At 66.7% G+C, this 13331-nt stretch carries 18 protein-coding genes; 11 read left to right on the top strand and 7 right to left on the bottom strand.

Features of this window, described 5'->3' with window-relative positions; all coding sequences use genetic code 11:
* Nucleotides 1–16: 16 nt before the first annotated feature.
* The 6 genes from fadD6 to CQY20_RS14605 all read left to right on the top strand — a co-directional run bounded on the left by fadD6 (nucleotide 17) and on the right by CQY20_RS14605 (nucleotide 5106).
* Nucleotides 17–1804, top strand: a complete 1788-nt coding sequence (gene fadD6, locus CQY20_RS14630) for a long-chain-acyl-CoA synthetase FadD6 (protein ID WP_097940810.1) — start codon at nucleotides 17–19, stop codon at nucleotides 1802–1804.
* 75 nt (nucleotides 1805–1879) lie between these two features.
* Nucleotides 1880–2755: a dihydropteroate synthase gene (gene folP / locus CQY20_RS14625; protein WP_097940809.1), complete on the top strand. Its 876-nt coding sequence runs from the start codon at nucleotides 1880–1882 to the stop codon at nucleotides 2753–2755.
* 46 nt (nucleotides 2756–2801) lie between these two features.
* Entirely contained in the window at nucleotides 2802–3749 is a 948-nt protein-coding gene (locus CQY20_RS14620; protein WP_097940808.1) for a glucosyl-3-phosphoglycerate synthase, read from the top strand.
* A 75-nt stretch (nucleotides 3750–3824) separates the two neighbouring features.
* Nucleotides 3825–4208, top strand: coding sequence for a DivIVA domain-containing protein (locus CQY20_RS14615; RefSeq protein WP_097940807.1), 384 nt, complete (start codon nucleotides 3825–3827; stop codon nucleotides 4206–4208).
* Nucleotides 4205–4795, top strand: a complete 591-nt coding sequence (locus tag CQY20_RS14610) for a DNA-3-methyladenine glycosylase I (protein ID WP_097940806.1) — start codon at nucleotides 4205–4207, stop codon at nucleotides 4793–4795. Before CQY20_RS14615 ends, CQY20_RS14610 begins: the two co-directional genes overlap by 4 nt.
* 140 nt (nucleotides 4796–4935) lie before the next feature.
* Nucleotides 4936–5106: a DUF3117 domain-containing protein gene (locus CQY20_RS14605; RefSeq protein WP_174814771.1), complete on the top strand. Its 171-nt coding sequence runs from the start codon at nucleotides 4936–4938 to the stop codon at nucleotides 5104–5106.
* Here CQY20_RS14605 and glgA read toward each other — a convergent pair.
* A complete protein-coding gene (glgA, locus tag CQY20_RS14600; protein ID WP_097940805.1) occupies nucleotides 5103–6269 on the bottom strand; it encodes a glycogen synthase in 1167 nt (388 codons plus the stop codon). The two genes, CQY20_RS14605 and glgA, sit on opposite strands and share 4 nt — an antisense overlap.
* Nucleotides 6270–6430: 161 nt before the next feature.
* On the opposite strand from glgA, the gene glgC reads away from it, so the two are divergent.
* A complete protein-coding gene (gene glgC / locus CQY20_RS14595) occupies nucleotides 6431–7645 on the top strand; it encodes a glucose-1-phosphate adenylyltransferase (RefSeq protein WP_097940804.1) in 1215 nt (404 codons plus the stop codon).
* A gap of 187 nt (nucleotides 7646–7832) precedes the next feature.
* The gene (locus CQY20_RS14590) at nucleotides 7833–8084 is read left to right on the top strand and encodes a hypothetical protein (protein WP_097940803.1); all 252 of its coding nucleotides are present in this window, start codon (nucleotides 7833–7835) and stop codon (nucleotides 8082–8084) included.
* 6 nt (nucleotides 8085–8090) lie between these two features.
* Here CQY20_RS14590 and CQY20_RS14585 read toward each other — a convergent pair whose 3' ends face one another.
* Nucleotides 8091–8675 (bottom strand): DUF4126 domain-containing protein, encoded by a 585-nt coding sequence (locus CQY20_RS14585; RefSeq protein WP_097940802.1) that lies wholly within the window; start codon nucleotides 8673–8675, stop codon nucleotides 8091–8093.
* A 56-nt stretch (nucleotides 8676–8731) separates the two neighbouring features.
* Nucleotides 8732–9247, bottom strand: a complete 516-nt coding sequence (locus CQY20_RS14580) for a nuclear transport factor 2 family protein (protein WP_097940801.1) — start codon at nucleotides 9245–9247, stop codon at nucleotides 8732–8734.
* A 154-nt stretch (nucleotides 9248–9401) separates the two neighbouring features.
* On the opposite strand from CQY20_RS14580, the gene CQY20_RS14575 reads away from it, so the two are divergent.
* On the top strand, nucleotides 9402–10031 hold the full coding sequence (locus CQY20_RS14575; protein WP_097940800.1) for a winged helix-turn-helix transcriptional regulator: 630 nt from the start codon (nucleotides 9402–9404) through the stop codon (nucleotides 10029–10031).
* A 28-nt stretch (nucleotides 10032–10059) separates the two neighbouring features.
* Here the strand turns inward: CQY20_RS14575 and CQY20_RS14570 are convergent, their stop codons facing one another.
* Both CQY20_RS14570 and CQY20_RS14565 read right to left on the bottom strand, forming a co-directional pair.
* On the bottom strand, nucleotides 10060–10518 hold the full coding sequence (locus CQY20_RS14570; RefSeq protein ID WP_133119073.1) for a hypothetical protein: 459 nt from the start codon (nucleotides 10516–10518) through the stop codon (nucleotides 10060–10062).
* A 50-nt stretch (nucleotides 10519–10568) separates the two neighbouring features.
* The gene (locus CQY20_RS14565) at nucleotides 10569–10766 is read right to left on the bottom strand and encodes a hypothetical protein (RefSeq protein ID WP_097940798.1); all 198 of its coding nucleotides are present in this window, start codon (nucleotides 10764–10766) and stop codon (nucleotides 10569–10571) included.
* Nucleotides 10767–10962: 196 nt separating this feature from the next.
* Here CQY20_RS14565 and CQY20_RS14560 point away from each other — a divergent pair, with 196 nt between their 5' ends.
* Nucleotides 10963–11292, top strand: coding sequence for a DUF732 domain-containing protein (locus tag CQY20_RS14560; RefSeq protein ID WP_234816246.1), 330 nt, complete (start codon nucleotides 10963–10965; stop codon nucleotides 11290–11292).
* A gap of 20 nt (nucleotides 11293–11312) precedes the next feature.
* Here the strand turns inward: CQY20_RS14560 and CQY20_RS14555 are convergent, their stop codons facing one another.
* Entirely contained in the window at nucleotides 11313–12173 is an 861-nt protein-coding gene (locus CQY20_RS14555; protein ID WP_097940796.1) for a sigma-70 family RNA polymerase sigma factor, read from the bottom strand.
* 67 nt (nucleotides 12174–12240) lie between these two features.
* Between CQY20_RS14555 and CQY20_RS14550 the strand changes: the two genes are divergently transcribed.
* Nucleotides 12241–12666: a hypothetical protein gene (locus CQY20_RS14550; RefSeq protein WP_097940795.1), complete on the top strand. Its 426-nt coding sequence runs from the start codon at nucleotides 12241–12243 to the stop codon at nucleotides 12664–12666.
* Here CQY20_RS14550 and CQY20_RS14545 read toward each other — a convergent pair.
* Nucleotides 12639–13313: a methyltransferase family protein gene (locus CQY20_RS14545; RefSeq protein WP_234816245.1), complete on the bottom strand. Its 675-nt coding sequence runs from the start codon at nucleotides 13311–13313 to the stop codon at nucleotides 12639–12641. The two genes, CQY20_RS14550 and CQY20_RS14545, sit on opposite strands and share 28 nt — an antisense overlap.
* Nucleotides 13314–13331: the final 18 nt, after the last annotated feature.

The raw sequence follows: 13331 nt of genomic DNA, 5'->3' as shown, positions 1-13331 counted from the left end.
CAGAGGGGATCGCCGCATGACTGACGAGAAGTCGGGGACTCGTAGCAGCGTCGGACTGCTCGACATCGCCACCCGCGTGCCCGGCCTTATCGCCGACACACCGATAATCCTGCGCGGCGTCATCACCGGGTTCGGCGCGCGCCCGTCGGCCAAGACGTCGATCGGCAAGGTGTTCCAGGACCGCGCTGCCCAGTACGGCGACAAGATCTTCCTCAAGTTCGAAGATCAGGAGATCTCCTACCGGGAGGCCAACGAGACCGTCAACCGCTACGCCGCGGTGCTGGCGGCCCGCGGCGTCGGCCACGGCGACGTCGTCGGCATCATGGCGCGCAATTCGCCCGAACCCGTGCTGTTGATGCTGGCGGCGGTCAAGTGCGGGGCGATCTCCGGGATGATCAACTACCACCAGCGCGGCGACGTGCTCAAGCACAGCCTCGGGCTGCTGTCGGCCACGGTCGTCGTCGCCGAATCCGATTTTGTCGACGCCATCAAGGACAGCGGCGCCGACACCGACGCGCTCATCGAGCTCGAGGAGTTCAAGCGGCTGGCCGAGACCGCCCCGACGAGCAATCCGGCGACCGCGTCGGCGGTGCTGGCCAAGGACAAGGCGTTTTACATCTTCACGTCGGGCACCACCGGCATGCCGAAGGCCAGCATCATGACGCACTACCGGTGGCTGCGGGCGCTGGCCGGCTTCGGCGGGCTGGGCATGCGGCTGAACAGCAACGACACGCTGTACTGCTGCCTGCCGCTGTATCACAACAACGCGCTGACGGTCGCGCTGTCGTCGGTGCTCAACGGCGGATCGACGCTGGCGCTGGGCAAGTCGTTCTCGGCGTCGAGGTTCTGGGACGAGGTGATCCGCTACGGCGCGACCGCCTTCGTCTACATCGGCGAGATCTGCACGTATCTGCTCAGCCAGCCGGAGAAGGACACCGACCGCAAGCACAAGGTGCGGGTCATCTGCGGCAACGGTCTGCGCCCGGCGATCTGGGACGAGTTCACCCAGCGGTTCGGCATCGACCGGGTGTGCGAGTTCTACGCCGCCAGCGAGGGCAACACCGCGTTCGTCAACGTGTTGAACGTCGACAAGACCACCGGCATCTGCCCGTCGCCGGTGGCGTTCGTCGAGTACGACGAGGAAACCGGCGAGCCCAAGCGCGACGAGAAGGGCCGCGTCCGCAAGGTCAAGAACGGGCAGCCGGGCCTGCTGCTGTCGAAGGTGAGCAGCTTCCAGCCGTTCGACGGCTACACCGACAGGGAGGCCACCGAAAAGAAGTTGGTGCGCAACGCTTTTCGGGAAGGCGACGTCTGGTTCAACACCGGCGATCTGATGCGGTCACAGGGCTTCTGCCATGCGGCGTTCACCGACCGGCTCGGCGACACGTTCCGGTGGAAGGGCGAGAACGTCGCCACCACCGAAGTGGAGGCCGCGATATCGGTCGACCCGCAAGTGGAGGAGGCGACCGTGTTCGGCGTCGAGGTGCCCGGCACCGGCGGCCGCGCGGGCATGGCGGCCGTGCAGCTCAAGGAGGGCCGCGAGTTCGACGGCAAGTCGCTGGCCAAGGCGGCCTACGAGCATCTGCCGTCCTACGCCGTGCCGCTGTTCGTGCGGGTGGTCAAGGAGCTGGCGCACACGTCGACGTTCAAGAGCCAGAAGGTCGACCTCCGCAAGGAGGGCTACGGCGGCGGCGATGTCAAGATCGATGACCCGATCTACGTGCTGGCCGGCCGCGACGAGGGCTATGTCGAGTTCTACGACGAGTACCTGCAAGAGGTGAAGGACGGCAAGCGCCCCAAGTAAGCGATTTCGGCGCGCTGAGCGGCGCTACGCCCACGCTAGCGCGCCGAAATCCCGCGGGTCCGTAGCCTGGATGGCGTGCAGTCGACGTTCTGCGGCCGTCCGGTGGCCGGCGATCGCGCGCTCATCATGGCGATCGTCAACCGCACTCCTGATTCGTTCTACGACCGCGGCGCCACCTTCACCGACGAGGCGGCCAAGGCCGCGGCGCACCGGGTCATCGCCGACGGCGCCGACGTCATCGACGTCGGCGGGGTGAAGGCCGGGCCGGGCGAGGAAGTCTCGGTCGACGAGGAGATCGCCCGTGTGGTGCCGTTCATAGAATGGCTCCGCGCCACCTATCCGGACCAGCTGATCAGCGTCGATACGTGGCGCGCGGTCGTCGCCAAACAGGCCTGCGCGGCCGGGGCCGACCTGATCAACGACACCTGGGGCGGACACGACCCCGCGTTGCCCGAGGTGGCCGCCGAGTTCGGCGCCGGGCTGGTGTGTTCGCACACCGGCGGCGCCACCCCGCGCACCCGGCCGTTCCGGGTCAACTACGGCACATCCGAGCGCGGCGTCGTCGACGCCGTCATCGCCGAAGTCACCGCCGCGGCCGAACGGGCGGTGGCCGCCGGGGTGTCACGTGACGCGATTCTGATCGACCCGACCCACGATTTCGGCAAGAACACTTATCACGGTCTTAGTTTGTTGCGCCACGTAAAAGACCTTGTTAACACTGGATGGCCGGTCCTTATGGCACTCAGCAACAAAGATTTTGTCGGGGAGACTCTCGGTGTGGGTTTGACCGAGCGACTGGAGGGCACCCTGGCAGCCACCGCGCTGGCGGCGGCCGACGGGGTGCGCATGTTCCGGGTACACGAGGTTGGACCCACACGGCGCGTACTGGAGATGGTCGCGTCGATCCAGGGCATGCGTTCGCCCACGCGCACGGTAAGGGGACTGGCATGACGCTGAGACGTACGCGAGCGAGGAACGAGCGAGAGGGAGTCGAGCGATGACATTGACTCCAGAGCTTCCGATCACCGACGTTGTCGCCGACCGCTGGCTGTCCACAAACAGCTGGAATCGGCCGTCGTGGACGGTCTCCGAACTGGAGGCGGCCAAACGCGGGCGCACGATCTCGGTCGTGCTGCCCGCACTGAACGAGGAGGAGACCGTCGGTTCGGTCGTCGAGACCATCACCCCGCTGCTCGGTGGTCTGGTCGACGAGCTGATCGTGCTGGACTCCGGCTCGACCGACGACACCGAGATCCGCGCGCTCGCCGCGGGCGCGCGGGTGATCAGCCGTGAGGCCGCGCTGCCCGAGGTGGCGCCGCAACCCGGCAAGGGCGAGGTGCTGTGGCGATCGCTGGCGGCCACCACCGGCGACATCGTCGTCTTCGTCGACTCCGACCTGATCGACCCCGACCCGATGTTCGTGCCGAAACTGGTCGGCCCGCTGCTGACCGTCGACGGCGTGCACCTGGTCAAGGGCTTCTACCGCAGGCCGCTGAAGGTCAGCGGCAGCGAAGACGCCAACGGCGGCGGCCGGGTCACCGAGCTCGTGGCGCGCCCGCTGCTGGCTGCGTTGCGGCCAGAGCTGAACTACCTGATGCAGCCGCTCGGCGGCGAGTACGCGGCCACCCGCGAGCTGCTCACGTCGGTGCCGTTCGCGCCGGGCTACGGGGTGGAGATCGGGCTGGTGATCGACACCTACGACCGGCTCGGCCTCGACGCGATAGCGCAGGTCAACCTGGGTGTGCGCGAGCACCGCAACCGGCCGCTGACCGAGCTGGCCTCGATGAGCAGGCAGGTCATCGCCACGCTGCTGTCGCGCTGCGGCATCCCCGACTCCGCGGTCGGGCTGACGCAGTACTTCGCCGACGGGGACGGCTTCACGCCGCGCACCTCGACGGTGTCGCTGGACGACCGCCCGCCGATGATCACGCTGCGGCCCCGCTGACCGGCCCCGCTACCTGGTCCCGTAACTCTGGGTCGTCGCACGTCGGCGTCGGACCCGTGAGGCAGTATCGGAAGCGTGACCCTGATCCTGCTGTACCTGATGGTGCTGGTGCTGGTGGCCATCGTGCTGTTCGGCGTCGGCAGCCTGCTGTTCGGGCGCGGCGAGGTGCTTCCGCCGCTGCCGCGCTCCACCACCGCGACCGTATTGCCCGCATCCGGTGTCACCGGCGCCGACGTCGAAGCGGTCAAGTTCACCCAGACGTTGCGCGGCTACAAGACCAGCGAGGTCGACTGGGTGCTCGACCGGTTGGGCCAGGAACTCGACTCGCTGCGCGGTCAGTTGGCCGCGGTGCAGGCCGCCCAGGCCGCCGACAGCGACACCCGTGAGGCCGAACCGGACGAGGACACCTCCGGCGAAGGCGCGCATGCGCTGCAGTCCGAGGACGGGGCGGACTCATGACCGACACGCCCGAGGACGACGGCCGCGTCCGCTGCGGCTGGATCGACCAATCCCGTTTGGCCCCGGCTGATTTCATTCTCTACCGCGACTACCACGACGCCGAGTGGGGCCGCCCGCTGCGCGATTCGAGGGCGCTGTTCGAACGCGTCACCCTCGAGGCGTTTCAGAGCGGCCTGTCGTGGCTGATCATCCTGCGCAAGCGGGAGAACTTCCGGCGCGCGTTCCACGGCTTCGACATCGACCGCATCGCCCGCTACACCGAGCGCGACGTCACGCGGCTGATGAACGACACCGGGATCGTGCGCAACCGGATGAAGATCGAGGCGACCATCGCCAACGCCCGCGCGGCCGCCGACCTGGACGTCGACCTCGGCGAGCTGCTGTGGTCGTTCGCGCCGCCGAAACGCCCGCGTCCGGCCGACCTGTCCCAGGTACCCGCGGTGACCCCGGAATCGACCGCGATGGCCAAGGAGCTCAAGCGCCGGGGCTTCCGATTTGTGGGCCCGACGACGGCGTACGCGCTGATGCAGGCCACCGGAATGGTCGACGATCACGTCGCTTCCTGCTGGGTACCGGCGGCCGCGTGACACCCCGAGAAGCGATCTTGGCCGGGTCTTTGCACACCGAACCGCCGGGATAGGGAACAATAGAGACGTAGTTCGTTAGCAGTTCAGTGCCGGGAGCTGTCAAACGGGTGGGCAGCCGGCTCATGTGGAGGGAGCACTCGATGGCGGCGATGAAGCCCCGGACCGGTGACGGTCCACTGGAAGCAACCAAGGAGGGGCGCGGCATCGTGATGCGGGTACCACTGGAGGGCGGCGGCCGCTTAGTCGTCGAACTCACGCCGGAAGAGGCGGCTGCGCTTGGGGACGAGCTCAAAGGCGTCACCAGCGGTTAGTTCGACACCTTCCGGTAGATCTCGAGGGTCTGCTCGGCGATGTGCGCCCAGGAGAACTCGGCGATGCAGCGCTGCCTGCCTGCAACCCCGTACTCACGGGCGCGCTCCGGGTCGGCGACCAACGCGTTGACGGCGTCGGCCAGCCGGGTCTCGAAGAACGTCGGATCGCCCTGGTCGTAATGCACCAGAAGTCCGGTCTGATGGTCAGCCACCACCTCGGGAATCCCGCCGACGTCGGAGGCGACGACCGCGGTCGCGCACGCCATCGCCTCCAGGTTCACGATGCCCAGCGGCTCATAAACCGACGGGCACACGAAAACAGTTGCCGCGGATAATATTTCGCGGATCTTGCCGATCGGCAGCATCTCGCGGACCCAGAACACGCCGGTGCGGGCGCGGGACAGCTCCTGCACGGCGGCGGTCACCTCCGCGGCGATCTCCGGGGTGTCCGGCGCGCCGGCGCAGAGCACCAGCTGCACCTCGGGTGCGAATCTGTGCGCCGCGGCAACCAGATGCGCCACACCCTTCTGGCGGGTGATGCGCCCGACGAACGCCACGATCGGGCGGGCCGGGTCCACCCCGAGTTCGGCCAGCACCGACTCCTCGGAGCCCGACGGCTCGACCGGATACCACACGTCGGTGTCGATGCCGTTGCGCACCACGTGCACCCGGCTGGGGTCCAGCGCCGGGTAGGTGTGCAGGACGTCGTCGCGCATGCCGGAGCTCACCGCGATCACCGCGTCGGCGGCCTCCACAGCGGTGCGTTCCACCCAGGACGAGATGCGGTAGCCGCCGCCCAGCTGTTCGGCCTTCCACGGCCGCATCGGCTCCAGAGAGTGGGCGGTCAGCACGTGCGGCACCCCGTACAGCAGGGCCGCCAGATGGCCGGCCAACCCGGTGTACCAGGTGTGCGAATGTACGACGTCGGCGTTCTCGGCGGCGTTGGCCATCGACAGGTCCGCCGACAGGGTCGCCAACGCCGGGTTGGCCCCCTTCAGCGCAGGATCGGGCTGGTGGACGAACGCACCGTCGCGCGGGGCGCCCATGCAGTGCACGTCGACCTCGCACAAACTGCGCAACTGCGCGACCAATTCGGTGACGTGTACCCCTGCCCCGCCGTACACCTCGGGCGGATACTCCCGCGTCATCATCGCCACCCGCATGCCTACGACCGTAGTGTTCGCCGCGTTCCGCCGCAGCCATGTGAACGACGCTGATTTGGGTATTCGAAACCTGCTTTGACACGTACTTTGACCGGCGGCGGGACGGCCATCAATCGTGCGAATGTGTGGCCACCGTCAGAACTCGCAGATAGGTTTGAACCATGAGGGAGCTGCCACACGTCCTCGGCATCGTCCTGGCGGGCGGGGAAGGCAAGCGACTGTATCCGCTGACGGCGGATCGAGCAAAGCCAGCGGTTCCCTTCGGCGGTGCCTACCGGCTGATCGATTTCGTCCTGTCGAACCTGGTCAACGCCCGATACCTGCGGATTTGTGTTCTGACGCAATACAAATCGCATTCGCTGGACCGCCACATCTCGCAGAACTGGCGGCTGTCCGGCCTGGCCGGCGAATACATCACCCCGGTCCCCGCGCAGCAGCGCCTCGGACCGCGCTGGTACACCGGTTCGGCCGACGCGATCTACCAGTCGCTGAACCTGATCTACGACGAGGATCCCGACTACATCGTGGTGTTCGGCGCCGACCACGTGTACCGGATGGACCCCGAGCAGATGGTGCAATTCCACATCGAAAGCGGGGCGGGCGCTACGGTCGCGGGCATCCGGGTGCCGCGGGCCGAGGCCAGCGCCTTCGGCTGCATCGACTCCGACGACTCCGGCCGCATCCGGCAGTTCATCGAGAAGCCGGTCGACCCGCCGGGCACGCCCGACGACCCCGAGCAGACGTTCGTGTCGATGGGCAACTACATCTTCACCACCAAGGTGCTCATCGACGCCATCCGCGCCGACGCCGACGACGACGATTCCGACCACGACATGGGCGGCGACATCATCCCTCGGCTGGTGGCCGACGGGATGGCCGCGGTGTACGACTTCAACAACAACGAGGTTCCGGGCGCCACCGAACGCGACCACGGCTATTGGCGCGACGTCGGCACGCTCGACGCGTTCTACGACGCGCACATGGATCTGGTGTCGGTGCACCCAGTGTTCAACCTGTACAACAAGCGCTGGCCGATTCGCGGTGAGTCGGAGAACCTCGCCCCGGCCAAGTTCGTCAACGGCGGCTCCGCGCAAGAGTCCGTCGTCGGCGCGGGCAGCATCGTCTCGGCGGCGTCGGTGCGCAATTCGGTGCTGTCATCCAACGTGGTCGTCGACGACGGCGCGATCGTCGAGGGCAGCGTGCTGATGCCCGGGGTGCGGGTGGGCCGCGGGGCGATCGTGCGCCGCGCCATTCTGGACAAGAACGTCGTCGTCGGCCCCGGCGAGATGGTCGGCGTCGATCTGGAGAAGGACCGCGAGCGGTTCGCGATCAGCGCCGGCGGGGTGGTCGCCGTCGGCAAGGGCGTCTGGATCTAGCGACGCCATCTGGATCTAGCGCCGGCCTGGATCTCGCCCGCCGCGGTCGAAACCCCTACACCCCCTAGCGGCAATAGGCCGCCGCGCCCCGAATAGGGGCGCTTCGACAGGGGCGCTCGCCCCGTTTCGTCGTGCGAACGCGTCTCGGAGGATTGCTGCTACCCATCCGCCGATTCAGGAGACGATCATGAACCGCAACCATTTTCGGGCCGCCATCGCTGCTGCCGCACTCGCCGTCGGCGCCACCGTTGTCGCGGCCGCTCCCGCAGCCCACGCCGAGAAGCTCTCAGAGAAGACAATCAAGAGCGAATGCAAAGAAGCCGGCGGCACCTACAACAACACTGGGGCGACATCGACCTGCGTGTACAAGGACATCAAGGGCAACAACTACGTCGACTACTTCTCCGGCGGCCACTACGTCACGACGATTCCGCTTTAGGCCTCATCAGCCCGTCGCCGCCCGCCGTTTGCGCCGGCGCAATATGCGAAATCCCAACCACGCCAACGCCACGACGACGACGAGCACGACGATGGGGATGAGGATCGCGAGGAACACCAGGCCGATGCTGAGGCCGTCTTCGACGGTCGACAGCACCGGTGCGGCCACACCTGCGGTGGCGACATTGGCCGCGGGCCGCGCCGCCGACTTGGTCAGCGACACCGCCAGCGCCACAAGCACGCCGAGGACCACCGGAATCCACTGACCCGACTGCGCGAACGCGCCGGGATCGGTGACGGCGGGCGTCTGCGCGGCGGTGCCGGAGCCGAACACGATGCCACCTGCGGTGGGCCGGACGAAGGTCTGGACGGTGTCGTTGACGCTGTCCAGCGCGGGAATCTTGTCGGCGATGACCTCGATGACCAGAAGCCCAGCCACAATCGTCAGAACCCAGCCGTTCTCGAGCCACGCCCAGCCCGGCGGCAGCGTGATCAGGTCGGTGAACCGCGACCGCAGACCGAGGGCCAGCAGCGGAATGTAGGCATTCAGCCCCGCCGCGGTTGCCAGCCCGAGGCCGGTCAGCAGCTCCATCACACCAGTATGGGCGCGAAGCTGGTGACGCCGACCCGAATTGCGGCCTCGTGTGGCTAGATGAAGTTGGGCACGAACCGGTCCGCGGTGCGCATCGCGAAGCCGAGGGGCGTGGCGAGTGCGGCCACGAGCGCGCCCTTGGCGCGGCCGCGACGCCGTGCGGTGACCCGCGGTGGCAGGGCCGCGAAAAGTGTTGCCAACGCGGGCAGCGGGCGGGCGTAGATCGTGCTCTCGACGATCTCTCCCCTTTCGTTGACTCGGACCATGTTCATCGCGTCCAGCTTCTGGCCGCGCACATGACCGCCGAACGAGAACACCGCGGTGTCGTCGCGCGTCAGCGGTTCGGTGGTGGAGATCCCCTCGAGGACGGCGAAGACATCGCGGTGAAGCGCGGCGACGTCATCGGCGCCCTCGAAGCGGATTCGCGAGCTCAACGGGGAGTGAAACACGACGTCGGGGGCCAGAATGTCGGCGACGGCGTCGCCGTCGGCGTTCTCCGCAGCGGTACGCAGCGCGGTCACTGCGGCCACTAATCCCTGCGCGGTTGACTGGTCCGAAGAGGCGATGGTCATCGGGACTCCTTGCGATCGACGGGTTGATCGCGGCGTGCAGATGCGGTGGGCCAGTTTGGCCGACAGCGTTGCTTATGCCATCGCTTTATATTTTCAAGTTAGAGTGAGATAATCAAGTGCCCGGTTCGAACTTCGACGCGGAGGCGATCACGCGGTGAGCACCCGTTCCTATGGCCAGTACTGCGGATTGGCGCGTGCGCTCGATGTCGTCGGTGATCGGTGGAGCCTGCTCATCGTGCGAGAGCTGCTTGTGGGTCCGGCCCGTTACGGGCGACTTCAGGCCGGACTGCCCGGAATCGCCACCAACCTGCTGGCCGAGCGACTGCGTCATCTGGAAGAAGCCGGCGTCGTGGAGCGCCACCTCGACAACGGCAGCAACGGCGTCGTGTACGCGCTGACGCCATGGGGGAGCGAACTTCGCGGTGTCGTCGCTGCATTCGTGAACTGGAGCAAGCCGCTCATGATCTCAGGCCCGCACGGCGATAGCTTCCAGCCGCAGTGGCTGGTCGTCGCGCTCGAAGCACTGTTGCAGCACAAACGCGCCAAGACTGCGATGACTGTGGGTGTGGAGGTCGACGGCGCGACTTACGCGGTACGCATCGGCCGAAAGGGTCTCAAGGTAACGCGCGTCGACGCTGATGCGCGCCCCGACACCGTGTTTCGTGCGGAGCCCATGGTGGTGCTCGGTATGGCGGCGGGCGTATTGGGCGTCGACGAAGCGATCGCCGCAGGCGATCTTCGCGGCGACGCCAAGGATCTCGCCGCCGTATTCGGATCTGGGTGAGGGTCTGCCTTTGACAACGATGGAACGATCAACTGGCTGAACCGGATTCGCCTGTCGCGCCGCATGTTCGGTCGCTGCGGAGTGAAATGACCAGCAGCACAGCCGGTATGACGATCGCCGTCCCGCATGTTCGGTCGCTGCGGAGTGAAATGACCAGCAGCACAGCCGGTATGACGATCGCCGCCCCGAGCATTGTCATCAGCAGCGCACCGGTCGAGCGAGGTAGGTGATCGAGCATCGCCAGGTGGATGAAGAAGGGCGACACCGCCCACACCAGATACATGACCAACGCCGTGCGGACGATCCATCGGTCCATCCGGATGGCGGCCACGGCGAGAACCACCGCGCTGGCAAGCGTCATGGCGCCGTAGTCGCGCATCAAGTGCTCGTTATACGCCATTCCCATGCCCACCACGGCAAGCGCGAAGAACCGTTCGGGAAGCAACAACGCCCACAAGCCCACCACGACTTGCGTTGCGGTGAGCAATGCCAGTCCCGCGTAGCACAACCGGCGCCGCGGTCACGTCGGCCCGCCCGTTATGACGACGTCGGTCGACGGGACCTTGTTCTGCGGGTGATCTCACCTGCCGCTGCTCCCAGCACCGCACCGACCGCTGCCCACCACCACTGATCGGTCGCCGCCGCTATCGCCGAGCCGACGACCAGACCGACGATCAACGGCAGATAGAAGTAGGACCAGGAATTGTCCTTGCCTGTGGCCTGTTCGCGTGTCATCGTTCCGACGGTAGGGCACATGCGGTGGATAAGCGAGGCGCTGCCTGCGTAGGACACCCGAAACTTTGCCAGTGCCATCGATTGCTCAGGTAGCCAATCGCTTTGGGTTTCACCAAATTGTGCGACTCGGCCCACTGCGGTTCGCCCGGTCGAATGATCGGGCGCTCGACAGTGGGCAAATCGAGAGGAGGGGAAGATGTCGACAACGCAGAGTCTGCGGGTAGCAGGGACTGCACTGATGTTGGGGGGAACGGTAGTAGCGGCCGCTGCGCCTGCCGTGGCCCATCCCGACAGTCCGACTCCCGAGGAAGTGAATTTCTTGAACGTCGTCCGCGGCACCTTTCCGGGCGACGACCGCCAGTTGGTGGAAACGGGAGAGCAGGTGTGCACCCTGCTCGCCTGGGCCGGCATGCCGGAACCGGCGGTGAGCGATCTCTTGGTCACCCAAAAGGGCGCCACTCCGGAACAGGCGGGCAATCTGGTACGGGTGGCGCACGACATCATTTGCCCTTACATACCTGGATAACCGGGCAAACGAGCGAGGCGTCAGTCCAGGACGCCCAGATCGACCGTGGCGAGTCGGCCGGGATCGGCCTCGATGTCGATATTGACGATCTTGTTGTCGGCCACGCCGAATCGCAACACCAGCGCCAGCCTGCCACGAGGCGCGACGACGATCCCTACCGAGCCGTCGACCAGAGCGGCTTCGGCGAAGCGGGCATTCGCTGAGAAGGCGCGCGCGTTCGTGGCGACGGCTGAAGCGCCGCGGATCGTGGTCGCGGTGCTTGCCGCCGCTGCGTCGACCCTCAGCACGACGTCGCTGTGCAGCGCGGCCATCAGCGACTCGAAGTCGCCGTCGCGGGCGGCGGCCAGGAACGCCTCAACCAGCCGGCGCTGCTGCACGAGATCCGTTGTCGGATCGGGCGTTTGGCCCCGCACCCGGCGCCTGGCGCGGGCCGCAAGCTGAGCGGCGGTGTTCGCCGAGCGGTCGACGATCGGCGCGATCTCGGCGAACGGGAGGTCGAACATGTCGTGCAGCACGAACGCGAGCCGCTCGACCGGTGACAGCCGCTGCAGGATGACCAGCAACGCCGCGCCGATCGAATCGGCCAGCAACGCCTCCTGTTCGGGATCGACGACCGAAGCGGCCCGGTCGGTCGACGCCTCTGTGGCCTCGTCGAGTGGCTGCTCGCGGTGCGCGCTGCGGGCGCGCAGCAGATCCAGGCAGATGCGCGCGACCACCGTCGTCAACCAACCGCGCAGGTTGTGCACGTCGCTGACGTCGGCGCGGTGCATCCGCAACCACGCTTCCTGCACCGCGTCTTCGGCCTCGGCGGACGAGCCCAGCATGCGGTAGGCGATCGCGTGTAGATGTTCTCGGTGCTCCTCGAACTCGTCCACCGTCATCTCCTTGCGCCTGTCATCGCGGGCCGCTGCGGTCCGTCATATTGATGACGAGACGAAAGGACCGCGTATGACCGAGACGACGATGCGGGCGCCGACGCTGCTGCGCGTGGTGTTGATTGCGCACGGACTGATCACGCTGGCGGGGGCATTCGTGTTGGTGGCCTTCCCGACCGCGATTCCGTCGATGATCAGCCTGAGCGTCACACGCCAGGAGTACCTGCTGGTCTACCTGGTCGGTGCGGCCGAACTCGCCGTGGCGGTGCTGTCGTTCGGGGCGGCCCGGCTGACCGATACCGCCGCCCTGCGCCTGGTCGTCGTGACGCTGATCGTGCTGCACGGCGTCAGCGGAATGCTCGACATCCTGTACATGGCGCTCACCGAGACCAGTGCGACCTTGATCGCCAACACCATCGCCCGGTTCGCCGTTGTCGTGGTGTTCTTCTTCGCCTGGCGCGCCGCGACGCGTCACCACACGCCTGGCACCAGGCGGTAGGGCACCTTCTGGATGTACTCGTCGTATCCGGCGAGTTCCTCGCGTAGGGCCTTCTCCTCGTCGGTGATGCGGGCGACGAAGACGGCCACACCGGGGATGAGCGTGAGCAGCGCCCAATAGGAGCCCAGTGCAAGCGGCACGCCCGTCATCATGATCAGCGCTCCGACGTACATCGGGTGGCGCACCATGCCATAGAGGCCCGTTGACACCACCGGCTGGTCGGCTTCGACCGTGATCGTCGCTGCCGCATAGTTGTTTTGGACGACGGTGGCTTCTGCGATGGCGAGGCCGCCCACCACGAGCACGTTGCCGACTATCACCACCGCTATAGGGACCGCGGACCAACCGAAGCGGTGATCGAGCGCGGACAGGACCGCTGCAGCGACAGTCGTGAGGATGATGCCGACGTTGATCAATCGTTGCGCCGGACGGCTTTCGGCGAACGGACCCGAACGGGTACGCCGGCGCAACGCGTCGGGGTACTTCACCGCCAGATAGACGGTCGGGATCATCGTGGCGACGACGAAGACGGCGATGAAGACCCACGCCTGCCAGTAGTCGAACGTGCCCGCGGGCCAGAACAACAGCACTCCGAAGAAGACGATGCTGAACACCGCGTAACCCAGCATCTGCAGAGTGGTCTTCACGGTCTACTCCTCCGATCG

This window comes from Mycolicibacterium agri (assembly GCF_002553505.1).
Classification (GTDB): Bacteria; Actinomycetota; Actinomycetes; order Mycobacteriales; family Mycobacteriaceae; genus Mycobacterium; species Mycobacterium agri.
The sequence above is the reverse complement of the archived record's forward strand: the minus strand, read 5'-3'. Positions and strand labels throughout refer to the sequence as shown.